Origin of the sequence: Nocardia sp. NPDC050712 (genome assembly GCF_040654295.1) — a bacterium.
In the GTDB taxonomy this organism is placed as follows: Bacteria; Actinomycetota; Actinomycetes; order Mycobacteriales; family Mycobacteriaceae; genus Nocardia.
Window position 1 is genome coordinate 958,088 of sequence record NZ_JBFAHT010000003.1, and the last position, 25,786, is coordinate 983,873.

Sequence of the window (25,786 nt, forward strand, 5' to 3'; positions counted from 1 at the left end):
CACGACATCTTCACGACATCTCCACAGCAACGCAGCGAGCCCGCGAACCTCGAGGGTTCGCGGGCTCGAAAAGCGTGGGTCAGCCTCAGCCGAAGATGAGGCCCTTGCCCTGCGCGACGGCGCGGGTGTAGCGATCCTGCACCTCGGCCCAGTTGACGACGTTCCAGAACGCCTTCACGTAGTCGGCCTTGACGTTCTTGTACTGCAGGTAGAAGGCGTGCTCCCACATGTCCAGGCCGAGCAGCGGGATGATGCCCAGCGGCACGTTGCCCTGCTGATCGGTCAGCTGGAAGGTGAGCAGCTTGCCCGAGAGCGTGTCCAGACCCAGCCAGGCCCAGCCCGAGCCCTGCAGGCCGTTGGCGGCCGCGGAGAACTGATCGCGGAACTTGTCGAACGAACCGAACTGGTCGACGAGGGCGGCTTCCAGGTCACCGACCGGCTTGTCGCCGCCGTCCTTGGACAGGCTCTTCCACCAGATGGTGTGGTTCACGTGGCCACCGAGGTGGAAGGCCAGGTTCTTCTCCAGCAGGAAGATGGAGCCGTGATCGCCCGACTCACGGGCGGCTTCCAGCTTCTCCAGCGCGGTGTTCGCGCCCGCGACGTAGGCGGCGTGGTGCTTGGAGTGGTGGAGCTCGTTGATCTCGCCGGAGATGAAAGGCTCCAGGGCGCTGTAGTCGTAATCGAGTTCTGGCAGCGTGTAAACAGCCACGATGTCCCTTCCTTATGTCGGGCCGTGTGTGCCCGTTGTCGAGCAACACCCAACCACCATTCGTACACCCGCTAGGTAGCAACCTGGCTCGGTCCCCCCTCATTCCCCCAGCGAAACTACCGAACGGCTCGGGGTGCCGGGTACCCGCTGCGCGCCAGAAAACGCCTCTTTTTCTGGGCAACGAAGCGGCCGCGCACCCTGAGGAGTGCGCGGCCGTGAAGGTGGATGCCCGGTCGGGTTACAGCTGCGGGACGATCCCGGGACGGATGGTCCGTGGATCGCCCGCGTCGTGGGCCTTCCACCAGTTCTTACCGCCCGCGATGAACTCCTCCAGGGGAATCTGTCTCCCGGCGGCATCGTGGATGGTCATGTTGTCGAACCACACGCGGATGTCGAGCTCCCGTGGGTCGATGCCCTCTTCCTGGGAGAACTCCAGAACGTGCGCGGAGACGTGATCATCGAACTTGGTGTCGAAGCTGAGCAGCTCCCGCCAGAGCGCCCATCCGCTGTCGTCGAGATCGATGAACTCCCAGCCGTGCAGCCGGCCACCGCCGAAGCTGTGGATGGCCTCGTCGAGCCCGTCGAGTTCCAGCGGTAGCACCTGTGGTTCCACGTCGTCCCAGCGCTGCATGCGCAAGGAGGACGCGACCCGGCTGACCCCGGTGAAGGTCAGCTGGACGGGAAAATCATCGCTGGCCTGCCCTTCGGCAGGAAGGGTCAACACACCCAGTTGCAAGCGCAGCTCACGCGCCTTGGTGTCGACCTCCAGGCCGAGGCATGTCGCCTCGGACAGAGCGGTGTTGAGTCCGGTGGTGTCCAATCCGTCGAGTAGCCCCCTGCTCACGTTCATGCATCAAGGCTACCGATACGACCTTGTGGAACCTGGTATTTCACTTTTTCGTCACTGTTTGCCGCTTTCGACGGAACCGAATGGCCGGTTGTTCCGTCCAAATAGGTGCCGGGTCCCGCTAGGGGTTCCTCGCGGCAGCGGCGGATGACCGCTCCGGGATTTCAGGAGGGGAGTCTCGGATCGGTCGTTCGCGCCGGCCGTGCGGGGCGAAGTCTGAACCTGTGGATGAGGTTGTGGATTATGTGGATAACTCTCGCCCCGCGCCTTCCCCGGGGCGACAGCTTGCCCGACATGGCAGGATCGGAAACGTGACAAGCCCCGAAGTCCCGTCGGTGCCGGTGCAGGACCTGCCCGCGGCGTTCGACAGCCCTGCGCGCGACGCGGCGGGGCCCATCCTGCTCGACGTGCGCGAGGACGACGAATGGGAACTCGGGCACGCGCCGGGCGCGATCCACATCCCGATGGTCGACCTGCCGGCCCGCCTCGACGAGCTGGAGTTCGACGTCGACCTCTACGTCGTCTGCCGCCAGGGCGGGCGCTCCATCGAGGTGGCCAAATATCTCGCGCATGTCGGGTTCGACGCCATCCAGGTGAACGGTGGCATGGTGGCCTGGCAGCAACAGGGTCGTCCGCTCGTGGGCGAGGGCGATCACCCCGCCAAGATCTACTGACCGAAATGCCGCAGAGGAGTAAGCCATGAGCGTGGTGCAACCATGTGCGCGCTGCGGCGCGCGCTGGGCCGTGCAGACGACCCCGATGCACTGGTGCCCACGCTGCCGGGGCGTGCTCCTCTCGCCCGCGCCCATCGACGCGCCCGCCGAGCGGCGGAACTACCGCTGGATCGCGCGCCGTCCGGACCAGCGCGCCCGGCGCAACGGCAGCCGGCCCGGAACCCACCCGGGCACACCGAAGTACACCCAGATGCCGCGCTGGGGCCTGATCGACCCGGTGCCGGAGCGCGCCGTCGCGGCGCCGTCGCGGTGGCAGCGCTGGACCCAGCGGGTGGAACCCCTGCTCATCGTCACCGCCGGGCTGTTCGCGCTGGCCGCGGCCGCCGAGCTCGGGCGCTACGGCGTGCTGCTGCGCAACCGCACCCGGCTGATCGAGCCGCTGCTGCTGCGCGCTTCCGACGCGCTGGTCATCGGGTCCGCCGTGCTCGGCCTGGTTTTCGCGCTGCTCGCCGCGGTGGCGCTGGTCGGCTGGCTGATCGAGACCCGCGCCGCCGCCTTCGCGCGGGTCGGCCGCCGCGATCCGCGCTCGGTGCGCACGCTCACGCTGGGCTGTGTGATTCCCGGCGTCAACCTGCTCTGGCCCGGTGTCTTCCTGACCGAACTGGCCGCACAGCGCGAGGATCCCCGCGCCCTGCGGGCGGTCCGGTTCTGGTGGTGTGCTTGGGTTCTCGGCGGCGCCATGGCGGTCGGCGCGCTGCTCTGGCGCACCGCGGATTCGTTGCAGGCCCAGGCCGACGGCGTGCTGTTCATGGTCTGGACCGATGTGGTGGCCGCGGGCGTCGCGGTGCTCACGCTGTGGGTGGTGCGCCTGTTCGCGGGCCGGGATCTGCTGGGCCGCACCACACTGGCCCGGCGCTGGGTGGTCGCCACCGAGGCGGCCGTGCCGGTCATCGAGCCGGTGCAGCCGGGCGCCGGCAAGGCGAAGAAAGAGGACCAGGAGGTTATGGCCAAGTGACCCAGGGCAATCGCGCACCGTTCGTCGTGGCGCATCGGGGTGCGTCGGCGGCGCGACCCGAGCACACGCTCGCCGCATACGAACTCGCGCTGCAGGAGGGCGCCGACGGGGTGGAATGCGATGTCCGGCTCACCCGCGACGGTCAGCTGGTCTGCGTGCACGACCGCACCGTGGACCGGACCTCCGACGGCACCGGGCTGGTCAGCGAGATGACCCTGGACGAACTGAAGGAACTCGACTTCGGTGCCGAGGGCGCACCGGCCGAGGTACTCACCCTGGCCGAGCTGATCGAGCTCGTGCTGGACTGGCGCAGCCGCCCCACCAAGCTGTTCATCGAGACCAAGCACCCGGTCCGCTACGGCGCCCTGGTGGAGAACAAGCTGCTCGCCGAACTGCAGCGATTCGGCATCGCCGCCCCGGCCTCGGCCGACCATTCCCGCGCTGTCGTCATGTCTTTCGCGGCCACCGCGGTCTGGCGGATCCGCCGCGCCGCGCCGCTGCTGCCGACCGTGCTGCTGGGTGAGTCCTCGCGCTATCTCGGCGGCGGTGCGGCCACCACGGTCGGCGCCACCGCGGTCGGCCCGTCGGTGAAGACCCTGCGCGAACATCCCGAGCTGGTCGACAAGGCCGCCGCCGCCGGTCGCGCCACCTATTGCTGGACCGTCGACGATCCCGCCGACGTGCAACTGTGCGCCGACCTCGGCGTCAGCTGGGTCGCCACCAACCATCCGGGCCGCACGAAAACTCTGCTCGGGGCCGACCCTGTAGTTTGACCCTCCGTGGGTAAAAGCAAGCGCAATAGTCCTAAGCCCGGAGGGAACCGGGCCCAGCGTCTCGCCGAGCGGAAGGCGGCGCTGGAGCAGGCCGCGCAGGCCGTGACGCGCCCGTTCGCGGGGCTGGCCGCCGAATGTGATCTGGTGGCGCTGCGGGAGTTCGTGCCGTCGGCGACCGCGACGTTGAAGCTGGCGCCGGGCGTGGCCGCCGAACGCCCGGTCGTGCTGGCCACGGTGCTGCCGGGCGCGGTGGCCGCACTGGTGCGCGCCGGTGACCAGGAGACCGGTTTCGTCGGCACCCAGGTGCAGTTCCAGGCCGCCGATCCGGGCGCGGATATCGCCGCCGCCATCCTGTGGACCCAGTCCGCCGAGGGCGGTGAATCGCTGACCGCGGCCGAATCCATCGAGGGCGGACCGAGTCTGGCCGATGTCATCGATGCCGGCGCCGATCTGGAACTGACGGTGCACCAGGACTTCGACTGGTGGGTCCCCGAGGGTGTCACGCCCGACGCGCAGGTCGCCGCGACGATCGAGCAGGCCAAGCAGGCGATCATGCCGTCGGCGCGGCTGAATCTGGGCCCCGACTCCATCGGCGCGGCCTGGTGGGTCGACGCGGGCGAGAAGGCGCACATCCGCTGGGTGCGCCCGGAGGACGAGGACGACCTGATGCTGGCGCTGGCCCGCCTGCACGCCAAGGGCGAACTGCACCTGGGCGAGGGGTCGCGCTTCGCGGGTTCGTTCCGCACGCACGGTGTGCTGGTGCCGGTGTTCGATCTGGATCCGGAGCTTCATCCGACCGAATGGGAAGCACCGGCCAAGGAATTCGGTGTGCGGCTGGCCGCGGCGCTGGCCGACGACGCGCCGATGACCGCGGACGAGCGGCGGTCCCGCGACGGACTGCGGTCGCGTCAGGTCACGCTGCGCTGAAACAAGTTTCGTGAAGTAAAAGAATTCGGGCCCAGCTCTGCACGAAGAGCTGGGCCCGAGTCCGTATTGCGCGCTGTATTACAGCGAACCGCCGGCCGCGGACGGGGCGCCCGACGCATCGGAAGCGCCACCCATTTCGCGAGCCATGAAATTCTCCAGGTCGAACAGATTGGCGCCGGCCCGCTCGGCGACATTGAGCAGGGTGTGCATCGCGGCGACTTCCTCGACCTGCTCCTTGAGGAACCACTGCATGAACTGCTCGCCCAGGTAATCGCCCTCTTCGCGAGCGGTGCTGGCGAGCTGGATGATCTGGTCGGTGACCGTCTTCTCCTGCTTGAGCGCGAGCTGGATCGGATCGATCGCGCTCTTGAACGAGGACTTGGCGGCATCGACGCCGGTCAGCTCGACGCTGAGGTCGCGATCCAGGAAGTACTGGGCGATCATCATGGCGTGGTTGCGCTCTTCCACCGCCTGGGCGTAGAAGCGCTTCGCCAGCTGCGGCAGGTCCGCGTTATCGAACCACACCGCGATGGCAATGTACTGATGCTCGGCATTGAATTCATGCCGGATCTGGTCGTGAAGCAGTTTGTGGAATTTGCTGCGCGGGGTCTCTGGGTGGCTGGACATGTGTGACACATTAACGCTGGTCAGAGCGCGTGTCATCCAAGTGCAGCCTTATTGAGCACAGCCTTATTGAGGTCAGCCATTCCTAATTAAAGGCGTGCGGTACCCGCTATTTTCGGGGCGGTGCGATCGGGATGCGCCGGGGTGTGCACCTCGCGTGCGATGAACTCCTCCACGTCGAAAAGATCATCGGAACCGCGCTCCAGCACGGTCAGCAGCGTGTTCATCCGGGCGACGTTGTCGACCTGCTCCTTGAGGAACCACTGGATGAAGCGCTCGCCGAGATAGTCGTTCGCTCCGCGCGCCGCCTCGGCCAGTTCGGTGACCTTGGCGGTGTAGGTGTTCTCGACGTCCTGCAACAGCAGCAGCGCCGCCCGCGGGGACGCGAAATCGGGCTGCACCGCGCCGAGATCGCCGACGCGCACCTCGAGCTCGCGGTCCAGCAGGTACTGGATCATCCGCAGCGCGTGCGCGCGGAACAGCTCGCAGCGGTGATAGCAGTGGGCGGCCAGCCGGGGCAGGCGGTTCGCGTCGAAATAGACCGCGATGGCCAGGCACTGCTGGGCAGCGGTGAAACCGTGCCGGATCTGGTCACGAAGCAGGACGGGGAAGGACTCGGTACCGGCCATGCTTCCGACGTTACCGCGTGAGCAGTGCCTCCGGCACCTGTTGATCCGAAGCCAGCGCATCGAAGAACTCGCCGGCCTTGGCCTTGTCCCACAGCAGCACGTTGCCGCTGTCGGTGTCGTCGAAGCCGCCGATCGGCACCGTGGTGGCCACCGTGTCGGCCCGCAGCGCCCAGCCCAGGCGGGCCAGATGCCACAGGTGATCGCCCTCGTCGACCTTCAGCGATTTCGCGGTGTCACTGGCCAGTGGCCACAGCTTGAACGGGTTCACCAGGGTGGACCAGCTGGTCGCCTTCTTCAGCAACGCGGCCATGAACAGGCGCTGGTTGTTCATCCGGTCGATGTCGGCGAGCGCGGTCGCGCGGGAGCGCACGAAGCCCAGCGCCTCGGGGCCGCTGAGTTCCTGGCAGCCCGCCTCCAGGTTGATGCCGGCCAGCGGGTCGTCCAGCGGGGTCGGCACACAGACGTCGATGCCGCCGAGCGCGTCGACGATGCCCGCGAACCCGGCGAAGCCGATCTGGGCGTAGTGGTCGATGTGCAGGCCGGTCGCGATCTCCACCGTCTGCACCAGTAGTTGCGAGCCGCCGAAGGTGAAGGCGGAGTTGAGTTTGTCGCGGCCGTGGCCCGGGATGGAGACGTAGGAGTCGCGCGGCAGGCTGACCATGGTGGTGCTGCCGGATTTCGGCACGTGGATCAGCATGATCGTGTCGGTGCGTTCGCCGCCGACCTCGCCGCCGGTCGCGAGTTCGCTCTCCTGGTCCGTGCTCAGGCCGGTGCGGGAATCGGAGCCGACGAGCAGCCAGTTGGTGCCCGGCGTATCGCCCACGCGGTCTTCGTAGTTCGCCAGCGCGTCGATGCGCTGGAGTTTGCCGTCCAGATGGATGACACCCGCGACCGAGCCGACGATCAGCACCAGCAGGAAGATCAGGAACCACCGGAACGGATGCCGCTTACGGCGGGCGCGCGGGGGACGCGGGTCGCCACCGCGGCGTGTCGGCGGACCGGCCGGAGGTGCTGGCGGCGGCTGGCGGCGGCGCCGCGCGGCGTCCTCGCGGTACGGCTGCGGTTGCTGGGTGGGTGCGTGAGTCCGCCGCGGCGGGGGCGGGGGCGGCTGTTGCTGCCGCCGCGCCTGGGAATAGGCCTGCGGTGGTTCATAGGCCCGGCCGTCGCGGCGCAGCACCTCGGTCGGCTTCAGATGCTGCGAACCGGCCGAGCCGGGAACGTAATTGGGCGGCGGCATCCGGCGGGGGCGGGCGTTGCGCTGGTTTTCGTCGCCGTTCATCACTCTGACTTTACTGTTCGGGGGTCGCGCGCTGTCCTCTATCGATCCCGCAGGGGGCGGAATCCGTTACGGCAACCAGGTCACATGTCCGTGCAGGAAGGTGTACCCGATATAAGCCACCGTATCGATGGTGGCGTGCGCGAGTATCAGAGGCCACAACCTGTCGGTGCGCTGCCAGAATCGGCCGAAGATCACACCCATCACCAGATTGCCGACTCCGCCACCGAGGCCCTGATACAGGTGATAGCTGCCGCGTAGCAGGGCGGCGGCGAACAGGGACCGGTTCGCGGTCCAGCCGAGTTGCCGCAACCGGGTCAGCAGGTAGCCGACCACCAGGATCTCCTCGGCCACCGCGTTCGCACAGGCCGCCAGCACGAGCACCGGCAACCGCCACCAGTGATCCCCGAGCGACGCCGGCACGATCGTCACGCTCATCCCGAGCGCGTGCGCGGTCAAATACAGTCCGAGCCCGGGTATTCCGATCAGCGCCGCCAGCCCCAGCCCGGGCAGCACGTCCTGGCGCCACCGGATCCGCCGGGCCAGGCCGATCGCCTTCGGCCCGATCCCGCTGCGCCACAGCAGATACAGGCCCAGCGCCGCCCACGCCAGCAGGCGCAGCACCCCGAGCAACTGGAACAGCAGGTCCAGCACCGACTGCGCCGAGCGCGACGGGTTCAGCTTCATCGTCTGCCCGCCCACCCCGCCGGGCGAGAGCGCGCTCTCCACCAGCGACAGCGCCGCGCTCATCCCGCTCAGCCCGAAGGTGACCAGGAGCACCACCACGATCTCGATCCGGATCCCGCGGCGCTCGTGTTCGGTCAATTCGGTCCCGCCCGGCCCGGGCTCTGCTCCCATGGGTCCGAATCTATTGCCTCGGCCGCAGTGTGGGGCGCACGGCGGCGGCGCCCGGGTGAAATCAGATGCGGCGGATGCCGTTCAGGAAGGGGCAGCCCGCGAGGGTGCGCACGGCCCGGCTGAGCGATTCGACATCGTCGGCGGGTGCGTTGAACGGGAGGCGGAAGTCGTGGTCGCCGTCGTGGCCCTCGATGCGCAGGGTCAGGCCGTAGCGGTCGATGGCCAGCGGGTGCACGGCGCCGGTGCGCAGGCGCGGCGGCAGGTGCCGGGACAGCTGGGCGATGATGTCGGCGTGGTCCTCGTCCAGGTGCTGTAGCCACGCGGATTCCATGCCGCAGAACGGATCCGGCTGGGCCAGCCGCAACTGCTCGACGCAGACCGACTCGGCGCCGGTGGCGTCGGCCATCACCGCAGACTCCAGCACCAGGCGCAGCAGCGTCGCGCTGTGCCCGACGTCCAGCAGTTCCGGATGCGGGTGATCCTTGGCGACCTCGGTCGCCAGCGCGCGCTGGGCCTGCACCGGAACCGAGCGCACCGACCCGCGCAGCCACACCAGCGAGCGCACCGGCTCCCGCAGCGGCAGCGGGGCGTGATCGGTCAACTCCAGGACCGCCGCCGACGCACCGGCGCGGGCATTGCCGACCAGCACCGCGGCCACCGACGCCGAGGGCACCGCGATCACGACGTCACCGCATTCGCGCAGGTAGTGCACGGAGGTCGGCGTCGGATCGACGCCGGGGAGGGCGAGCACCGCCTGCTCGGCATGAGCACACGCGCTCCGCACCCGCTCAGCGGTCGTCGGCGCGATGGTCGAAGTCGGCATGCAAACCTCCGAGGGAGACGGCGGTGGAATTAGGTAAACCTAAGCTAAGTCACAGAGGTCACTTCCGCAACCTCTCGGTCCGACTTCTTTCGCCGTGCGTGGCGGCCGAAGTTACGGTGTACGGGTGGCGGATGGTGCGAACGAACCGGTCCTGGTGGCGCTGACGGTGCCGGCCCGGCGCAGTCTGGTCGAGGGCTTGGTGCGCGCGCCGGGAAGCGCGGCGGTAGTCGACGCCGACGTACCCGACGCGGACCTCGCGGCCTTTCTGGCCGGAGCGGCCCATACCGACGGCGGCTTCGTCGCGCGCACCGGCAGCGGCGAGCGGGCGGTGGCGGTGGTCGCGGCGACGGTGGCCGCGCTGTGCGGCTTCGACATCCGGGCCGCGCTCGCGCGGCCGGATATCGCGTTCCTGACCGGGTTGAAGCCACCCGCCGTGGAGGCCGCGCGCAGTGTGTTGCTGGCCATCGAAACCGACGCGGTGACCGAGGTGACCCGGGCGCTCGGCATTCTTGCCCCGAATTAGCCCACGATCCCGGAGCCGTACTTCCGGACGCAAGTAACCTCGTAGGCGTGCCGCGTATCGCGTACTTCGGTCCCTCCGGGACATTCACCGAGATGGCTCTGGCCAAGCTCGAATCCGCCGCCGCTTTCGACGGGCCCGTGGAGCGCGTTGCCGCGCCCAGCCAAGGGGCCGCGCTGGAATTGATCCGGGCCGGGCAGGTCGAGGGCGCCGTGGTGCCCATCGAGAGCTCGGTGGAGGGGTCGATCTCGGCGACGCTGGATTCGCTGGCGATCGGCCCGCGGTTGCAGATCATCGCCGAGACGGAGCTGGAGGTCACCTTCACGATCCTGGGGCGGCCGGGAACAGCGCTGGCCGACGTGCGCACCCTGGCCGCGTACCCGGTGGCCGCGGCGCAGGTCCGGGAATGGGTCGCGCGCGAAATGCCCGCGGCACAGCTCTATACCTCCGCCTCCAATGCCGCCGCCGCCGAAGACGTGGCGGCCGGCCATGCCGAGGCGGCGGTGTCCACCGCGCTGGCCGGCGAGCGGCTCGGGCTGGCCGCGCTCGCCAGTGGCGTCGCCGACCACGATCAGGCGATCACCCGCTTCGTGCTGGTCACCCCGCCGCGCGTCGCGCCCGCCGCGACCGGCGCCGACCGCACCTCGATCGTGCTGGAACTGGCCAACGAGCCGGGCGCGCTGATGCGCGCGTTCGCCGAGTTCGCGACCCGCGGCATCGACCTGACCCGCATCGAATCCCGGCCCACCCGAACCAGTTTCGGCACCTATCGGTTCTACCTGGACTGTATCGGGCACATCGACGACACCGCGGTGGCGGAGGCGCTCAAGGCGCTGCATCGCACCGCGCGGATCCGCTTCCTCGGATCCTGGCCGGCGACCGCGGTCACCGGCACCCCGCCCCCGTCGGACGAGACGGCGGCGGAATGGCTCACGCAGTTGCGAAAGGGGGTGGCCGACCTATGAGCAAGCTCGTGTTGGTCCGGCACGGCGAGACAGAGGGCAATGTCGCGAAGATCCTCGATACCCGGGTCCCGGGCCTACCGCTGACCGAACGCGGTGCGGCACAGGCGAAGACGTTCGGCGCGAACCTGCCGGCGCCGCCGCAGGCGCTGTTCTGCTCGGCCGCGCTGCGGGCGCGCCAGACCGCGGGTTACATCGAGGCGGCCACCGGTGTGCCGGTGCAGTTGCTCGAAGGCGTGCACGAGGTGCAGGTCGGTGATCTGGAGGGCCGCAACGACACCGCGGCGCACGACACCTTCCTCGACGTCTACCACGCCTGGCACGAGGGCGATCTGTCCCGGCGCGTCCCGGGCGGCGAATCCGGCCACGAGGTGCTGGCGCGCTTCCTACCGGTGCTGGAGGACCTGCGCGCGAACTATCTGACCGATGCCGACGCCGGCGATATCCTGCTCGTAATCCACGGCGCCGCAATGCGTTTGATCGGCCGCACGCTGGCCGGCGTGGCGCCGCCGTTCTCCACCAACAACCACCTGGACAACACCGAGACCATCGAGCTGGTCCCGCGCGCCGACGGCGGCTGGGATTGCGCGCGCTGGGGCCGCTTCACCCCGCCGTTCAGCTACCAGGCCGCGCCGACCCAGGACGACCCGATGGGTTAGAAACAGCTCACCCCGCCGCAGGAGCCTGCGACGGGGTGAAAGTCTGCGCTGCTACTAACGTTTCGCGTTGGGCGGGAATTCTTCCCGCTCCGGCAGCGAGTTCATCAGTTCGAGCAGGGCCTGGCGCAGCCGGGACGTGGAGCCGCCGCTGATCGAGGACCACTTGGTGCCGTCCTCGGCGATACTCGCGGTGACCACGATCCGCCCGCCCCGGGTGTTGAAGAGGGCGATGTGATTATCGGAGATGTCGCGGGTGCCGTCGCCGTACACCACCGCCGAAATCTGGGCGTGCGAATGGATTTCGACCAGCGCCGAGGCGAGCAGCTGTGCGTCCCGGTTCGGGTTGCAGACCCGCGCGAGCCGGGTGGCGGTGGCGGCCGCGTCCCCGGTGTCACCGAAAATCGGTGCGAGCAGTTCGGTCTGGGCGTTCATGGCCGACAGCTCGAGCGGTTCGGCGGCGCCGATCGCCGCGATGATCGGGCCCGGCAGATCGTCGTCGACCGTGCTGATCACGTAGGACTCCGGCCCGCGCAGGGCGAGGACCGCGATGTCGTCACCCTTCGCGAGGCACAGCCGGCTGACCTCACCGTCCACGACCAGGCGCAGCGCGAGCACCCAGTGTGGCCGGTAGAGGGTGCGCAGCCGGTCTTCGAGTTCCGGTTGCACCACCCGGTCGACCACGAGATCGCGGTCGGCCAGGGACTGGGCGGCCACGTCCATCGCCGCGTCGTGGGCGAGTTGGTCGTCGTAGCGCCCGATGGCTTGCAGCACCACGGGCATCTCGTCGAGCTCCAGTTTCTCCAGGAGAAACTGCATCTCGTCGAGCGACAACACGACGCTCCCGAGCATCGACGGACCGCGGCCCGCACCCAGAATTGTCACTTATTCTGCCCGGTATTCGCGCCGATCACACCGTCGGCGATGAAGCGACCGTCGGTGAACTGGTCATCCTGCAGGTCGACGGCGGACTTGCGCTCGTGCTCTTCTTCCTCGTCCTGCGCGGAGCGGGCGGGGGTGAGCGGGCTGTTCAGCGTGGATGCCGGACGGGTGGTGGCCGTTTCCATCCGCATGCCGCTGCTCGAGGGCATCGAGCCGAAGCCGCCACCGACCGTGGCCGGGGTGCCCCAGCCCGCGGGCAGCTGCACCGTGGTGGCGCCGACCGTGGACGGAACGGTGACCGCGGCGGCGGGCACGGACACCGCGGCGGCGGCGACCGGTGCCATCGCGGCGGCACCGACGCCGGCGCCGGCCGGGGCGGTGACCGCGGAGACGGCCGCACCGGCGAGGTTGGCGCCGGTGCCGACCACGCTGCTGGCCGCGGAGCCCGCGACATTGGCGATCTGGGTGGCCGCGCCGCCCGCGTTCTGCACCGCGGCGGAGACGGCGCTCATCGCCATGCTGATCGGATCGGCCGCGCCCGCGCCCTCGGCGATGTGCGGCGGGTCGGAGAACTCGCCGGGCGTCGACACCTGCGCGGTGGTCGCCGCCTCGTAGGTCTCCATGGTCAGCGCGGCCCGCAGGTCCATCGCGGCCTTGGCGGCCTCGAGCGCCTCGGCGTCGCCGCGCAGCGCACCACCGGTGCCGTGCGAGGCGGCGCGCGCGGTGTTGAGCGCGACGATCTCGGGCAGGCTCGGCATTGCGAGCGAGGCCACCGTGTAGGCGGCCGCGTTGGCGGCGGTCTTGGCGCTCAGGGCCGCGGACAGCACGCCCTGCTGCTCGGCCCAGCCGGTGAACCCGGCGAGCTTGCCGATGGCGGACATGCCGTTGACGCCCTGCATGCCGACGCCGAGTTCGGCGACGACGCGGGACACGGTCGCGGTGGCGTCCACCCAGACGGCGGTGAGGGCGCCCCACGCGCTGGAGGCGGCCGAGATCGGAACGGCATGGGTGCCGGCGTTCAGCGCGATGGAATTGGCTTCGGCCATGCGGGGCAGCCAGAACACCCCGGTGATTCCTGCGGTCATGCTTGTTTCTCCCCTGTAATCAGTTTTAGGTGTTTCCGTGGCCTAGACGATGGTGTTCATGACGGCGCTCATGACGCCCGCCTTGGCCGAGTCTTCGGAGATATGGGCGGCGAGCTGGGCACGCAGCACGTTGGCGGCGTGGTGCAGCTCGAGCACGCCCTGCGCGACCACACGGTCGTGGCTGCTGGCTGCCTTGTTGAAGTGGTTCGCGGCGAGCAAGGAAACTTCCTCGGCGCCGGAGGGCAGGACATGTGTGGCGGGAGCGGTGATCGCGCCGGCGGCGGCCAGCCGATCGGCGAGCAGATCCAGCTCCGCGGCAGCGAGGAGGACAGCTTCGGGTGTGATGTTTACCAGGCCAACCATGACTCGACTCCTTCTAGTGGCGGCAAATGGGCGGAACCACGAGAATTCCCCCTTCGAGTGATAGGACGCGATAGCGCTGCGATCGGTTCCATCGAATCCCCTACTTCTTTCAGCGATCTTGCCCAGCTCTTAATGAACCCGCAAGCTCGGACAAGATTATCCCCATCCCAGCTCATGCAACCGGTCTTCGTCAATGCCGAAATAGTGTGCTATTTCATGGATCACGGTGATCACGACCTCGTCGACGACCTGCGCGTCATCGGCGCAGATGTCGAGAATCGCCGCCCGGTAGATGGTGATCGTGTCGGGCAGCATCCCGCCGTACTGACTGTCCACCCGATCGGTGAGTGCGATCCCCTGATAGAGACCCAGCAGATGCGGATCTTCCGGATTGCGAGCCTCGATCAGCACGACCACGTTATCGATGGCCCGGGCCAGTTCCGGCGGGATCTGATCGAGCGCGTCGCCGACCAATTCCTCGAAGCGGTCCGCGGACATGGAAACGGCCATGGGGCGCTGTCCTATCGGGGCTGCGGCTGCGCGGGCAGCGGCGCGGCGCCGGGCAGCGGCGCCGGGGTCGAGCGGCCCGAATTCGGCGGCGGCACCGGGGCCTGGCCGTTGATCAGGATCTCGCCCTTGGCCGAACCCTGGATCGGCGCGAAGCCCTCCCGGTCGGTGCCCTTGCCGATCATGCAGTCCAGTTTGCGGCTGCCGGCCAGCCAGCTGCGCGCGTCGATGTAGTCGAAGAACAGCGTCAGGGTCTTGTTGCGGATGGCGTCGGGCGCGCCGAGGTAGTCGGTGGAGGTGCGCGAGCACTCCTCCTCGACGTATTTGTCCTGCTCTTCCTTGGCGGGCGGGCGGCCCTGGAAGCGGGCGCCGAGGTCGACGGTGGACACGATCTCCACCGCGTGCGACTGGGCGCAATCCACCGGATCGGTCGGCAGGTTCTGGTTGATCCCCAGGCAGGTGCCCGGTTCGAAGACCTTGGACTGGTCGTGCTCGATCGCGCTGCCGGTCGCGGCCAGCGGGGTGCCGGTGCTGCCGGAGAACTGCAGGCCGCAGCGCAGCGTGCGGTCGCCGTTCTTCCAGCCGTCGGGGCTCGGGTACATCAGGCCGACGACGTAGCGGCCACGCGGATCGAACTTCCCCTGCATGTACTGCTGCACGGCGGGCACGCAGTGTTCTTCTTTGAGCTCGGTCAGCCGCAGCGAATCCGGGAAGCGGGAGCCGGAACCGAATTCGACGCCCGGGTACTTGCTCATGTCGATATCGGAGGCGACCTCGAACAGGTGCTTGCCGGTGCAGGAGACCTTCAGCAGGTCGGAACGGTCGGCCTTGGTCCAGCTCAGGCAATCGCCGGCGGACGCGGTGCCGAATTCCTTGTCCAGGACGGTCTCCGCGGGCGCGGCCGGATTGTGCGCCTCCAGGCCGTTCTTGTTGTCGTAGCCGGTGATGAACAAGCCCACCAGGGACGCGACCACGGCCCCGGCCGCGACGGCGAGCAGCACCCAGCGCAGCGTCGGCGCGGGCAATTGGACCTTGCCGTCGGACACGACGCTGCGATCGATGATCAGCTGATCCCGCAATGCCTCGGCCTGCCCACCGCGGCGCGCGCGCCGGCCGGTGTGGGCACGGTCGTGCGCCCCGTCGGGGTAATCGTCGGGGTAATCGGCGTGCGCATCGTCTTCGGACATCGCGGTCCATCATGGCAGTGTCGAAGCGGCTGTGCCACGACCCGGTGTGCGCGCCCGCTCAGCCGCGTAGCGCGGACAGGAACAGGCCGGGCAGCCGCGCGGGGTTGGCGCCGGCGTAGAACTCGGTGAGTTTGCGCCCGGTCGCCGCGCCGGTGTTGTTGTTCACGAACCACGGCGGTTTGGGTGACAGCGCGAGCTCACCGTGCAGCAGCGTGCGCGGTGCGGGGCGGAACGGCCCGTGCACCACGGTGCGTTCCACGTCGTCGAGCAGGAAAGCGTTGTGCACCACCCCGATTCCGCTCTGCACGTCCTCGACGGTGTGGCCCGGGAAGGCGCCCCAGGAGGCGCGCGGGGTGAGGAACGCGAGGCCGGTCCAGGCGTTGACGGCGATGGCGCCGTAGCGCAGTCGTTCGACGGCGCGGTCGAAGGCGGTGCCGAGGCGGCGGATGGTGGTGGGGTGCGCCAGCACGTTGGCGCCGAGCGTGCCGGCGAGCTCCTCGTTCGCGAAATCGACGGCGCGGGCCAGGAATTCGCCGCCGGTGTAGGGCAGCTCGACCACGCCGAGGACGGGCGCGAAGTATTCGGTGCGCAGCAGCGGCGTGTCGGTGGGCGGCAGCTTGTCGACGAGAACCCGGCCCTGGCCGAGCCGTTCGGCGTCGGGATAGGAGGCCAGCGCGTCGGCGACGCGGCGGTCGCTGCCGGGGTAGTAGGGCGGGCGCTGCGGCGCGAGTTCGAGGGCGGCCCGCAGTTCGTTCAGGAACTTGTGCTTGAGCGGCCAGTCGGCGGCGAGCACGACGGTCTGCGCGGCGACGCAGTTGTAGCCGCCGTTGTGCAGCCGCTGGGTCGCCAGGTGCTCGGCCTGGAACACCAGGTCGGCGTCGGACCAGTCGCCGGGCACCACGATGGTGGGGGAGACGCCGCCGAGCTCGCTGGTGATCGGCTTGTCCAGCTGCTTGTGCTCGCGCTTGCCGGTGCCCCAGACGATGGCGTCGTGGGTCTGGGTGCTGCCGGTCATGTGCACGTGGGCGACGTCGGCGTGCCGCACCAGGTAGCTGCCGGCCTCGGTGCCGCCGAGCAGGATGCGCAGCACGCCGAGCTCGAGCAGCGGCGCGAAGATCATCTCGAACACCGTGTACAGCGGATCGGTGAGCGGGTTCAGCTTCAGCGCGACCACCCGGTTGTGCGCGTACAGCTCGTACAGCGCGTCCAGCACCGGGATCGAGGTGATGTTGCCCGCGCCGAGCACCGCGCCGATGCCGTGCGTGGTGGTCGGGTCCAGCTGGGCCAGGCCCGCGCGCCGCCGCGCGGTGTCCGCGTCCACACCGGGCCGCAGCCAGACTTCGCCGCGAAAACCGCTGAGCAGCAGGCGATCGTAGCGATCGTGCGGCAGGATCGGCACCGCCACCCGGCCACCCGGCGCGGTGCCCAGGCGCACCCCGTCCAGCGGGCTGCGCCCGGCCGCCAGCTTGTCCAGGGTCGCCGCGAGCGCGGCGGTGGCCTGCAACAGGGTCAGCGGCCCGGACATCCACTCCTCGCCGGCCAGCGGTGAGCTCGCGTCCAGGCCCTTGATCTCGCCGGCCGCGCGCACCCAGTCCTCGGCGAAGCGGCCGGTGCGCTGGTGCAGCTCGTCGAGCAGTTCCCGGCGCCGGTGCAGCGAGGTCTGCGCCCAGACCTTCTCCCCGGCGGCCAGGTCGGCGAGTGCGTTGTCGATGGCTGATTCGTCGAAAGTCGTACCCACAGGCCAACTATGCGCGCGGCGCATGATCAACTGGCCGGAACCGGGCAGATCGGTGCAAACCGGGCACGGCATATCCAGGTGAAATCGTCATATCCCGCCGACTAGGCTGGCTGTCCATGATCGACCTCCGACTCCTGCGGGAAGACCCCGAAGCGGTCCGCGCCTCCCAGCGCGCCCGTGGTGAAGACCCGGCCCTCGTCGACGCTCTGCTGGAAGCCGACGTGGCCCGCCGTTCCGCCATCGCCACCGCCGACAATCTGCGCGCCGAGCACAAGTCGATGGGCAAGGTGATCGGTAAGGCGTCCAAGGAGGAGCGGCCGGCGCTGCTCGCGCAGGCGACGGAGATGTCGGTCAAGGTCAAGGAGGCCGAAGCCGCGCAGACGGCCGCGGAGGCGGAACTCGAGGCCGCGCACCGCGCCATCTCCAACGTGGTGCAGCAGGGCGCGCCCGCCGGCGGCGAGGACGACTACATCGTGCTCGAAACCGTCGGCACGCCCACCGCCTTCGACTTCGAGCCGAAGGACCACCTCGAACTCGGTGAGTCGCTGGGCCTGATCGACATGGAACGCGGCGCCAAGGTGTCGGGTTCGCGCTTCTACTTCCTCACCGGCTACGGCGCGCTGCTGCAACTGGGCATGCTGCAACTGGCCGCGCAGAAGGCGGTGGCCAACGGCTTCACCATGATGATTCCGCCGGTGCTGGTGCGCCCGGAGATCATGGCGGGCACCGGTTTCCTCGGCCAGCACGCCGACGAGGTCTACCACCTGCCGGATCAGGATCTCTACCTGGTCGGCACCTCGGAGGTGCCGCTGGCCGGCTACCACTCGGGCGAGATCCTCGATCTCGGCGACGGCGCGAAGCGCTACGCGGGCTGGTCGTCGTGTTTCCGCAGCGAGGCGGGCAGCTACGGCAAGGACACCCGCGGCATCATCCGCGTGCACCAGTTCGACAAGGTGGAGATGTTCGTCTACACCAAGCCCGAGGAAGCCGACGCCGAGCATCAGCGGCTGCTGGCCTGGGAGCGGGAGATGCTCGCGGCCGTCGAGGTGCCTTATCGCATCATCGACACCGCGGCGGGCGATCTGGGCAGCTCGGCGGCGCGCAAGTTCGACTGTGAGGCCTGGGTGCCGACCCAGCAGACCTACCGCGAGCTGTCCTCCACCTCGAACTGCACCACTTTCCAGGCTCGTCGGCTGGCCGTTCGCTATCGCGACGAGAACGGAAAACCGCAGATCGCGGCCACTTTGAACGGCACCCTGGCGACCACCCGGTGGATCGTGGCGATCCTGGAGAACCACCAGCGGGCCGACGGTTCGGTGCGGGTGCCCGCGGCCCTGGTGCCCTTCGTCGGGACCGAGGTGCTGACACCGCCGAAAGTTGCCGGCAGGTAAATAGCCAACGGTTCGCGGGGGTTGATTCCCTAGTTGTGGCAACCGCCGAGAATCATTGCCTCTACGCTATTCCCCGTGCGAGGAATCGGGGCGCGCGGCGATACCCGAACCCGGGTGCGGGCGGCATCGGCGCTGGCGACAGCAATGGTCATGGCTCGGACCACCGGGGCGTTCTACGTCATGGGTGGTGTGCTGGGCCTGGTGATCACTGCCATCGCCCCGGGTTCGGAAGGTAATCGACCGCTGGTTGGCACGGCGGCAGCGATCGCGCTGCTGCTGGGCCTGACGTTGCTGGCGTGGGGTCCGCGATTACCCCACGGAATCCACCATGCCTATGTCGCGATAGCGACGGTGCTGGTCACGGTCGCGGTGCATTCGTTCCCGAATACCGTCGGCGCGATCAGCCTGGCGGCGTTCTATGTGTTCGTCGCCTGTGACGCGGCGCTGTTCTTCCGGTGGAGCCAGGCCGCCGCGCACATCGCGTTCGCGGTGCTGCTGTGCCTGTGGGTGCTGCCGACGCGGGATCTGCCGTGGTGGTCGGGGCTGATCCCGGCGGGCGTCACCTTCGGTGTCGGCGTGGTCGTCGGCATCCTGACCCGGATGGCCTCCGAGGCCGATATAGATGTGCTGACCGGGTTGCACAACCGGCGCGGTTTCGACCGGGCGCTCAACGGCGCGATCGAGCTGGCCACCCGGACCGGACAGGGACTTTCGCTGGTGCTGGTCGATCTCGACCGCTTCCAGAAGATCAACGATCATCTCGGCCATCGTGCCGGTGACGCCGTCTTGCAGCGGGTCGCCGACACCTGGTCCGCGCTGCTGCAACCCGGGCAGGTGCTCGCGCGCTACGGCGGCGACGCGTTCGCGCTGTTGTTGCCCAACACCACCGAACAGGCCGCGATCCTGCTCACCGAGCAGTTGCGGGCCGCGGTCACCACCGGCTGCTCCGCGGGCGTGACCTCCTGGCAGCCCGGCGAATCCGGCTCGCTGCTGGTCTCCCGCGCCGATGTCGGGCTCTACCGGGCCAAGCAGGCCGGGCGTAACCGCACCGTGCTGGAATCCTCGCGGCAGCTGCCGCTGGCGGTCGAACTGCGCGAGGCCATCGACCGCGGCGCGCTGGACGTGCACTACCAGCCGATCGTCAGCCTCAGCGAAGGCGGCGGCAAGGCGGTCGGCGTGGAGGCGCTGCTGCGCTGGTCCTCCAACGCGCAGCCCGACGTCACGACCGAGGGCCTGATCCGCGTGGCCGAGGAGTACGACCTCATCGCCGACCTGGACGAGCTGGTGCTGCGCCGCGCCTGCGCCGACGCGGCCCGCCTCCAGGACACCTTCGCCCAGCTGGATCTGACCTTGAACGTCAACGTGAGCGGGCTGGAACTGGCCGAAACCGGCTACGCCGACCGGGTTTCCGGCATCCTGGCCAGCACCGGCTGGCCCGCCGACCAGCTGGTGCTCGAGGTCACCGAAAGCGAACTGGCCGCGGAATCCCAGACGGCCATCGCGAACCTGCACACCCTCCGGGATCGCGGTGTGCGCATCGCCATCGACGATTTCGGTACCGGTTACTCGTCGCTGAGCCGGCTGGCCACGCTGCCCAGCGACATCATCAAGGTCGACCAGTCCTTCGTCGCCGCGATCCGTTCCGATTCACCCGCGCCGCCGCTGCTCGGCGTGATCGCGGCCCTGAGTTCGGCGCTGGATCTGCAGGTCATCGCGGAGGGCGTCGAAACCGAGTACCAGGCCGCGGTGCTCACCGAGCTCGGCTTCGCACTGGCCCAGGGTTACCACTACAGCGACTCGCATCCGGTCGCGGACCTGATCAGCGATCTGAACGAGGGGCAGGGCCGGGTCGGGCCCATGACAGACGGCGACCCCATGTCCGCCACGAACGGCTGGTTGCCGCTCGGGTGAGCACGGGGTCGCGTCGAAAAGCTGTGCGGCGCCGCTCAGTACTGGCTCGACATGCCGGCGTAGCTCGCCAGCAGTTCTTCGCTCTCGCGCGAGAACTTCCAGGTGCCGCCGACGTCCTTCCAGGTGACCGGGATCGGGTAGCTCTGGCCGGCGAAGCGGCTGTTCAGCGTCGCGTTCAGGGTGTCGCCGTCGACGGTGACCGGGCCCGAGACATCCCAGCTGTAGCCGGGCAGCTTGCTGATGACATCGCGGACACCCGCGAGGTTGCCGGGGTTGCCCGATTCCAGCTCGGCGGCCGAGCCGTTGAGCGCGGCCTGCAGCTTGCCCTGCAGCTGGGCCGGCGAGGGGGCGGCGGGCGCGGCGACGGCGACCGGCGCCGTGACGACGACGGCGGCGCTGACCGGAAGAATGAGGGCGGCGGCCGCCAGCGAGGCTGCGGCGAACGAGCGGATCATGGGTACATCTCCTTGTGCTAGGTAAGCCTAAGCTTAAGAGGCACCCTAACACTCGGCGCACCGCAAACGGGTTGACGAGGTGGACGGGGTGCGGTGAAGTGGATGACATGCGCATGCTCATCTATGGCTGTTGATCTTCCAGCCCCATGGCGTACGGGGTTCGTGGGCTGACCCTGCGTGCGGTGCTGTTCAAAGGCTCCCGCGATCTCATTCCGCTGTACGCCCTGTACGCGTTGCTGTTCGCCGAGCACGGGCTCGGTACCGCGCAGATTTCCTCGTTGCTGGCGATCTGGTCGCTGACGGCGTTCGTGCTCGAGGTGCCCTCGGGCGCCTGGGCCGACACCGTCTCCCGCCGTGGGTTGCTGATTCTCAGTGCCGTGCTGATGGCCGCGGGCTTCGCGGTCTGGACCGTCGCGCCGTCCTATCCCGGGTTCGCGATCGGCTTCGTCCTGTGGGGTGCCGCAGGCGCTTTGGAGTCCGGCACCTTCGAGGCCCTGGTCTATGACGATCTGGTCGCCCGCGGTGCCCGTGCGGCCTATCCCCGCATCATGGGTTACACCCGGGCGGCCGAGGAAACCAGTGTCGTGGTTGCCATCCTGGCGGCCGCCCCGCTCTACGCCTGGGGCGGATATGCCCTGGTGGGCTGGGCCAGTGTGGGTGTCGCGGTGTCGCACACGGTGATCGCGCTGTCGCTGCCGCGCGCACCGATGGCGGTGTCGGCAGTCGCGGTCGACGAGTTGGATGAGCAAGGAGCGGAGCCTCTTGTGCTCCCGGCCGACGCGCCGTGCGAGGAGATGCGCGGAACGGTTTCGCGGTATCTACTGATGCTGCGCACCGGAATCGGGGAGGCGGTCCGGGTGCGGCGGGTGCGCTACGGCGTCCTGCTCGGGTCGCTGCTGTACGGAATCACCGCCTTCGACGAGTATTTCGGGCTGCTGGCCCAGTCGGCGGGCGCGCCTACCGCGGTGGTGGCGATCCTGGTCGGCGTCACGGTGCTGGGGTCGATGGCGGGCGCGCTGCTCGCGGGGCGCACCGAGGGCATGTCGGCGCGTGCCATGGCGATCGCGCTGGTGCTCGCGGCGGCGCTGTTCATCCTGGGTTCGATGGTGACCGGGCTGGCGGTGGACCACCCGAACGCCGTCTACCTGCTGACCGGTTTCGGCTTCACCGCGATCGGCGCGGCCTACGGCGTCGTCTACAACAGCAGTGTGATCGCCGAGGCACGCCTGCAGGACTCCATCGAGGGCCCGGCCCGCGCCACCGTCACCTCGGTGTCCGGGCTGCTGGCCGAGTTGGTCGCGCTGGCCATTTTCGGGTTCGTCGCGCTGGTCACGCTCTGGCTGTCGATGGCCGCCACGGTGGCCCTGCTGGGTGTGCTCATCCTGGCGATCGCGCTGGTCACCCCGGCTTGGCTACCGCGCAGGGCCGAGGTCGCCGAAATCTGGCAGGAGGCGTTGCCAGATTGATGATTGTGTGAGACCGTCGGTATCAGACGCGACGTTCCGATCGATGGGTGCAATGCAATGGCGCATGACAACCAGGCCTTCCTGCCGACCCCGCAGTTGTTCACCGAGTTCCCGTACAAGTACGCGGTGCCGGTGTACGCGCCGGGGGATCTGCGCTGCACCGCGGCGCAGCGGGATTCGTTCCGCAAGTTCGCCCAGGTGGGTGATCCGCTCGCGGATGACGTGGTGGCCATGTTCAAGCAGCTGCCGGTCGGCGAGGGCCGGCGGATGTTCGAGATCGCCGTCGAGCGCGGTATCGACGCGGTGCCGGACCCGCCCGCGCAGTTGCGCGCCTTCTTCGCGCAGGTCGAGGCCGATCCGTACTGGCTGGATCGCGCCAAGATCGATCGCGGCGCCCGGGTGGTGGGCCGCACCAGCGTGTGGGGCGGCATCGCGATGGGCATGTTCGCGCTGATGGGCGGCTATCTCGCGTCCCGCGCCGACAAGACCCTGGTCGGCACCGGCGATCTGGATTCGATGGCGCCGCGCCGCCTCGCCGAGACCACCCAGTGGTGGCTCGATGTCACCACGCCCGGTGCGCTGCGGCGCAATTCGGTCGGCTACCAGAGTGTGCTGCGGGTGCGCCTGATGCACGCGCTGGTCCGCGCGGGCATGAACCGGCGGCCCGACTGGGATTACGAAGCCTGGGATCACCCGGTGAACCAGGTGCTCACCGTCGGCACCCTCGGCCTGTTCTCGATGGCGAATCTCGTTGGCGCGCAAGCTCTAGGCCTGCGGTTCTCCGGCGCGGAGAAGGATTCGGTCTTCCATCTGTGGCGCTATGTGGGCTTCCTGCTCGGCATCGACCAGGAAATTCTGCCCACCTGTGAAACCGACACCTGGCGGGCGTTCTGGATCCTCGCCGACACCGAGTTCATCCCCGACGCGGACTCCCAGCGCCTGGCTCAAGCCCTGATCCCCGCTGCCGGCGGCCTGTTCATCGGCAACGACACCGCGCCGCAGCGCGCCGTCCGCCGCGTGCTCACCGAATACATGGTCGCCTACAGCCGGATCGTGCTGGGCCCCACCAACTCCGACTTCCTCGGCCTGCCCGACCGCCGGCTCTTCAAATCCGCCGTCCTGGCGACCGCCGCGCTCAACACCATCCTGGAAACCCCGCGCCAGCTCATCCCCGGCGCCACCCGCCTGCACGAAAAACTCGGCGCCCGCCTGCGCACCAGCCTGGTCCGCGGTTCCATCGCCCGCAACGGCGGCGACCGCACCTACGCCCGCCACGACACCTACGCCCGTCCCGCCCTGCGCGCCGGATAGGTCGCCCACTCCCTGGCGGTACCGTGCGGGAGTGGATGGGCGGATGCGGCTGGGGGTGGTTTTCGGGTTTTGCATCGGGGCGGGTGTGGCGGTGCAGAGCCGGATCAATGGGGCGCTCGGGGAGCGGCTGCATGATGGGATCGCCGCTGCCGTCGTCAGTTTCGGGACCGGGTTGCTGGTGCTGGGCGTCGGGTTCCTGGTCAGTGGGCTATTGCGGAGTGGTGTCCGGCGCGTGCGGCAGGGGCTCCGGGTAGGGGAGTTGCGTGGGTGGCAGCTCCTCGGGGGGCTGTGCGGGGCGCTGTTCGTCGCATGTCAGGGGCTGACTGTCGGGGCGATCGGGGTTACCGCGTTCACGGTGGCGGCGGTCGCGGGACAGTTGATCAGCAGTTTGGTGGTAGACCGGCTCGGGCTGGCGCCGAGTGGGCGGACACCGGTGACAGTGCTGCGGATCGGTGGGGCGGTGCTGGCGGTGGGGGCGGTGTTGCTTGCCGGGTTGAACAGAGCCGGGGGCTCGGCGGGGACGCTGGCGCTGCCGGATTCGGTGCGGAACGTGCCGTCGGTGTTGCTGATCGTGCTGCCGGCGTTGGCGGGGGTCGGGTTGGCGTGGCAGCAGGCGGTGAACGGGCGGGTGGGCGCGGCCGGTGGGCCGTTTTCGGCCGCGCTGGTCAACTTCGCGGTAGGGCTGGCCGCTTTGCTCGTTATCGAGGCCGTGGTGTTGGTCGCCGTCGGCGGGCCGCACGAATTCCCTACCGAGCCATGGCTGTACCTCGGTGGACTGATCGGCGTCGCCTTCATCGCACTGGCCGCGGTGACGGTGCGCTGGATCAGCGTGCTGCTGCTCGGGCTCACCTCCGTGGCCGGGCAACTCACCACCGCGCTGGTGCTGGATCTCGTGCTGCCGACCGGTACCGGGCTGTCGCCGCTGTCGGTGCTCGGCTGCTCACTCACGCTCGTGGCGGTCGTCATCGCCGCCCGGCGCGGCGATCGAGCCTAGGCAAACCGTACGGTCAGGGCCGTATCTGATCGAAATCTGTTCTGGGCATTCATATTTCACCACAGGCTCACCTGTGGGATGGTGCGAATATGGCCGAGTACGGGGTGTGGGTCGTGCGGTTGGGGCTGGCTGCGGTGTTCGGGCTGGCGGCGTGGGGGAAGGTGACCGATCCGGTCGGGGCGCGGCAGGCGGTGGTCGATTTCGGGGTGCCGGTGCGCTGGGGTCCGGCGGTCGCGTGGGGGTTGCCGGTGCTGGAAGCCGGGCTGGCACTGGGACTTCTGATCGCCTGGTCGGCGGTGGGCGCGGCGGTGCTCGCGGTGCTGCTGCTGACGGTGTTCACCGTGGCGGTGAGCAGGCTGCTGGCGCAGGGCAAGCGTCCCGCTTGCTCGTGCTTCGGTACGGCGAGCACCGTGCCGATCGGCCGGCGAACGCTGGTGCGCAACGGAGTACTGATCCTGCTGACGGTCCTCGCCGCGGCGGGTTCGGCCGTGTACCAGCAGGTTCCGAACGAGCTGCCGACGGACCACGTCGTGGGGACGGCCGCGCTGGCGGCGCTCGCCGCGGTGCTGGCCTGGGTGCTCGGTCAGGTGCGGGCGTTGCGGCGGACCCTGGATGAGCAGGCCCGATCGACGCTCGGCGCGGAGGGCTTGCCGGTGGGGGCGGTCGCGCCGGAGGTCGAATTGCTGCGGACGGCCGGGGAGCGCGTCAGCCTGACCGACTTGCTGGGTACGGGACGGCAGGTCTTGCTGGTATTCACCCACCCCGGTTGCGAGATGTGCGCCGCCCTGGCCCGGGAGTTGCCGCGCTGGCAGGCCCGGTCCGAGCGGGAACTGCGCATCGTCGTGCTGGGCAATGGGGAAGCGGAGGTGCACGCACGGTGGGCCGAGGAGCAGGGGCTCGGTGACATTCCGATGCTGGTTCAGCAGGGCAACGAGGCGGCGCTGCGCTACCGGGTGCGGGGAACGCCGTCGGGCGTGCTGATCGGGGCGGACGGCCGGATCGCCGCGCCGGTCGCCCGGGGCGCGATGGCGGTCCGCGAGCTGATCATGCAGGCGAAAAATACGGGCCGGCAATCAATTCCGGGACGAAACGGGCATCGAGTACCGGATCGCCGATAGCCGATCTTGCCACCGCCGTTTCGCCGCGATAAACGGGCCGGTATCTTAAATCTATTGTCACGCAATCGATTTCGCGCAAATCGAC

Annotated in this window: 27 protein-coding genes; 13 read left to right on the forward strand and 14 right to left on the reverse strand. The window is 69.1% G+C overall.

What is annotated here, in order from left to right:
* Positions 1 to 85 precede the first annotated feature (85 nt).
* Both AB0H76_RS24840 and AB0H76_RS24845 read right to left on the reverse strand, forming a co-directional pair.
* A complete protein-coding gene (locus AB0H76_RS24840; protein WP_357328410.1) occupies positions 86 to 709 on the reverse strand; it encodes a superoxide dismutase in 624 nt (207 codons plus the stop codon).
* 238 nt (positions 710 to 947) lie between these two features.
* Positions 948 to 1,559: a hypothetical protein gene (locus AB0H76_RS24845; protein ID WP_357328413.1), complete on the reverse strand. Its 612-nt coding sequence runs from the start codon at positions 1,557 to 1,559 to the stop codon at positions 948 to 950.
* Between the two features lie 308 nt (positions 1,560 to 1,867).
* Between AB0H76_RS24845 and AB0H76_RS24850 the strand changes: the two genes are divergently transcribed.
* Genes AB0H76_RS24850 through AB0H76_RS24865 form a run of 4 tightly spaced genes read left to right on the forward strand, consistent with a single transcriptional unit; the run spans position 1,868 to position 4,945 of the window.
* Complete coding sequence (locus tag AB0H76_RS24850; RefSeq protein ID WP_357328415.1) at positions 1,868 to 2,230, forward strand: rhodanese-like domain-containing protein; 363 nt, start codon at positions 1,868 to 1,870, stop codon at positions 2,228 to 2,230.
* A 25-nt stretch (positions 2,231 to 2,255) separates the two neighbouring features.
* Positions 2,256 to 3,245 (forward strand): DUF4328 domain-containing protein, encoded by a 990-nt coding sequence (locus tag AB0H76_RS24855; protein ID WP_357328417.1) that lies wholly within the window; start codon positions 2,256 to 2,258, stop codon positions 3,243 to 3,245.
* Positions 3,242 to 4,018 (forward strand): glycerophosphodiester phosphodiesterase, encoded by a 777-nt coding sequence (locus AB0H76_RS24860; RefSeq protein WP_357328420.1) that lies wholly within the window; start codon positions 3,242 to 3,244, stop codon positions 4,016 to 4,018. Before AB0H76_RS24855 ends, AB0H76_RS24860 begins: the two co-directional genes overlap by 4 nt.
* A 6-nt stretch (positions 4,019 to 4,024) precedes the next feature.
* Positions 4,025 to 4,945 carry a DUF5926 family protein gene (locus AB0H76_RS24865; protein ID WP_357328423.1) on the forward strand — a complete coding sequence of 307 codons (921 nt, stop codon included), beginning with the start codon at positions 4,025 to 4,027 and terminating at the stop codon, positions 4,943 to 4,945.
* A 78-nt stretch (positions 4,946 to 5,023) separates the two neighbouring features.
* On the opposite strand, the gene AB0H76_RS24870 is transcribed toward AB0H76_RS24865, so the two are convergent.
* The 5 genes from AB0H76_RS24870 to AB0H76_RS24890 form a co-directional block, all read right to left on the reverse strand.
* On the reverse strand, positions 5,024 to 5,572 hold the full coding sequence (locus AB0H76_RS24870) for a ferritin (RefSeq protein WP_357329870.1): 549 nt from the start codon (positions 5,570 to 5,572) through the stop codon (positions 5,024 to 5,026).
* Positions 5,573 to 5,658: 86 nt separating this feature from the next.
* On the reverse strand, positions 5,659 to 6,198 hold the full coding sequence (locus AB0H76_RS24875) for a ferritin-like domain-containing protein (protein WP_357328426.1): 540 nt from the start codon (positions 6,196 to 6,198) through the stop codon (positions 5,659 to 5,661).
* 10 nt (positions 6,199 to 6,208) lie between these two features.
* Positions 6,209 to 7,477: an LCP family protein gene (locus tag AB0H76_RS24880; RefSeq protein WP_357328429.1), complete on the reverse strand. Its 1,269-nt coding sequence runs from the start codon at positions 7,475 to 7,477 to the stop codon at positions 6,209 to 6,211.
* A 66-nt stretch (positions 7,478 to 7,543) separates the two neighbouring features.
* Positions 7,544 to 8,332, reverse strand: coding sequence for a CPBP family intramembrane glutamic endopeptidase (locus tag AB0H76_RS24885; RefSeq protein ID WP_357328432.1), 789 nt, complete (start codon positions 8,330 to 8,332; stop codon positions 7,544 to 7,546).
* Between the two features lie 61 nt (positions 8,333 to 8,393).
* Positions 8,394 to 9,155 carry a DUF2470 domain-containing protein gene (locus AB0H76_RS24890; protein WP_357328435.1) on the reverse strand — a complete coding sequence of 254 codons (762 nt, stop codon included), beginning with the start codon at positions 9,153 to 9,155 and terminating at the stop codon, positions 8,394 to 8,396.
* Between the two features lie 124 nt (positions 9,156 to 9,279).
* On the opposite strand from AB0H76_RS24890, the gene AB0H76_RS24895 reads away from it, so the two are divergent.
* The 3 genes from AB0H76_RS24895 to AB0H76_RS24905 are packed head-to-tail and all read left to right on the forward strand — an operon-like array spanning position 9,280 to position 11,296.
* Positions 9,280 to 9,678, forward strand: a complete 399-nt coding sequence (locus AB0H76_RS24895) for a hypothetical protein (protein WP_357328438.1) — start codon at positions 9,280 to 9,282, stop codon at positions 9,676 to 9,678.
* A 47-nt stretch (positions 9,679 to 9,725) separates the two neighbouring features.
* Entirely contained in the window at positions 9,726 to 10,640 is a 915-nt protein-coding gene (gene pheA, locus AB0H76_RS24900) for a prephenate dehydratase (RefSeq protein ID WP_357328441.1), read from the forward strand.
* Complete coding sequence (locus AB0H76_RS24905) at positions 10,637 to 11,296, forward strand: histidine phosphatase family protein (protein WP_357328444.1); 660 nt, start codon at positions 10,637 to 10,639, stop codon at positions 11,294 to 11,296. Before pheA ends, AB0H76_RS24905 begins: the two co-directional genes overlap by 4 nt.
* Before the next feature lie 54 nt (positions 11,297 to 11,350).
* On the opposite strand, the gene AB0H76_RS24910 is transcribed toward AB0H76_RS24905, so the two are convergent.
* The 6 genes from AB0H76_RS24910 to AB0H76_RS24935 all read right to left on the reverse strand — a co-directional run bounded on the left by AB0H76_RS24910 (position 11,351) and on the right by AB0H76_RS24935 (position 17,079).
* Positions 11,351 to 12,178 (reverse strand): ESX secretion-associated protein EspG, encoded by an 828-nt coding sequence (locus AB0H76_RS24910; RefSeq protein ID WP_357328447.1) that lies wholly within the window; start codon positions 12,176 to 12,178, stop codon positions 11,351 to 11,353.
* Positions 12,175 to 13,260: a PPE domain-containing protein gene (locus AB0H76_RS24915; protein WP_357328450.1), complete on the reverse strand. Its 1,086-nt coding sequence runs from the start codon at positions 13,258 to 13,260 to the stop codon at positions 12,175 to 12,177. Before AB0H76_RS24915 ends, AB0H76_RS24910 begins: the two co-directional genes overlap by 4 nt.
* Positions 13,261 to 13,302: 42 nt before the next feature.
* Positions 13,303 to 13,623: a PE family protein gene (locus AB0H76_RS24920; protein ID WP_357328452.1), complete on the reverse strand. Its 321-nt coding sequence runs from the start codon at positions 13,621 to 13,623 to the stop codon at positions 13,303 to 13,305.
* Positions 13,624 to 13,779: 156 nt separating this feature from the next.
* Complete coding sequence (locus AB0H76_RS24925; RefSeq protein ID WP_357328455.1) at positions 13,780 to 14,133, reverse strand: metallopeptidase family protein; 354 nt, start codon at positions 14,131 to 14,133, stop codon at positions 13,780 to 13,782.
* A gap of 11 nt (positions 14,134 to 14,144) precedes the next feature.
* A complete protein-coding gene (locus AB0H76_RS24930) occupies positions 14,145 to 15,317 on the reverse strand; it encodes a septum formation family protein (protein WP_357328457.1) in 1,173 nt (390 codons plus the stop codon).
* A 58-nt stretch (positions 15,318 to 15,375) separates the two neighbouring features.
* Positions 15,376 to 17,079, reverse strand: a complete 1,704-nt coding sequence (locus tag AB0H76_RS24935; protein ID WP_357329872.1) for an aldehyde dehydrogenase family protein — start codon at positions 17,077 to 17,079, stop codon at positions 15,376 to 15,378.
* Between the two features lie 92 nt (positions 17,080 to 17,171).
* Here AB0H76_RS24935 and serS point away from each other — a divergent pair, with 92 nt between their 5' ends.
* Together serS and AB0H76_RS24945 are read left to right on the forward strand one after the other, a co-directional pair.
* On the forward strand, positions 17,172 to 18,446 hold the full coding sequence (gene serS / locus AB0H76_RS24940; protein WP_357328460.1) for a serine--tRNA ligase: 1,275 nt from the start codon (positions 17,172 to 17,174) through the stop codon (positions 18,444 to 18,446).
* 75 nt (positions 18,447 to 18,521) lie between these two features.
* Entirely contained in the window at positions 18,522 to 20,357 is a 1,836-nt protein-coding gene (locus tag AB0H76_RS24945) for a bifunctional diguanylate cyclase/phosphodiesterase (protein ID WP_357328463.1), read from the forward strand.
* A gap of 35 nt (positions 20,358 to 20,392) precedes the next feature.
* Here AB0H76_RS24945 and AB0H76_RS24950 read toward each other — a convergent pair whose 3' ends face one another.
* The gene (locus AB0H76_RS24950; RefSeq protein ID WP_357328466.1) at positions 20,393 to 20,812 is read right to left on the reverse strand and encodes a hypothetical protein; all 420 of its coding nucleotides are present in this window, start codon (positions 20,810 to 20,812) and stop codon (positions 20,393 to 20,395) included.
* Positions 20,813 to 20,958: 146 nt separating this feature from the next.
* On the opposite strand from AB0H76_RS24950, the gene AB0H76_RS24955 reads away from it, so the two are divergent.
* The 4 genes from AB0H76_RS24955 to AB0H76_RS24970 all read left to right on the forward strand — a co-directional run bounded on the left by AB0H76_RS24955 (position 20,959) and on the right by AB0H76_RS24970 (position 25,701).
* Entirely contained in the window at positions 20,959 to 22,278 is a 1,320-nt protein-coding gene (locus AB0H76_RS24955) for an MFS transporter (protein WP_357328469.1), read from the forward strand.
* Positions 22,279 to 22,335: 57 nt separating this feature from the next.
* A complete protein-coding gene (locus AB0H76_RS24960; RefSeq protein WP_357328472.1) occupies positions 22,336 to 23,589 on the forward strand; it encodes an oxygenase MpaB family protein in 1,254 nt (417 codons plus the stop codon).
* A gap of 31 nt (positions 23,590 to 23,620) precedes the next feature.
* Positions 23,621 to 24,583: a DMT family transporter gene (locus tag AB0H76_RS24965; RefSeq protein ID WP_357328475.1), complete on the forward strand. Its 963-nt coding sequence runs from the start codon at positions 23,621 to 23,623 to the stop codon at positions 24,581 to 24,583.
* A gap of 89 nt (positions 24,584 to 24,672) precedes the next feature.
* Positions 24,673 to 25,701, forward strand: a complete 1,029-nt coding sequence (locus AB0H76_RS24970; RefSeq protein ID WP_357328477.1) for a MauE/DoxX family redox-associated membrane protein — start codon at positions 24,673 to 24,675, stop codon at positions 25,699 to 25,701.
* Positions 25,702 to 25,786 lie beyond the last annotated feature (85 nt).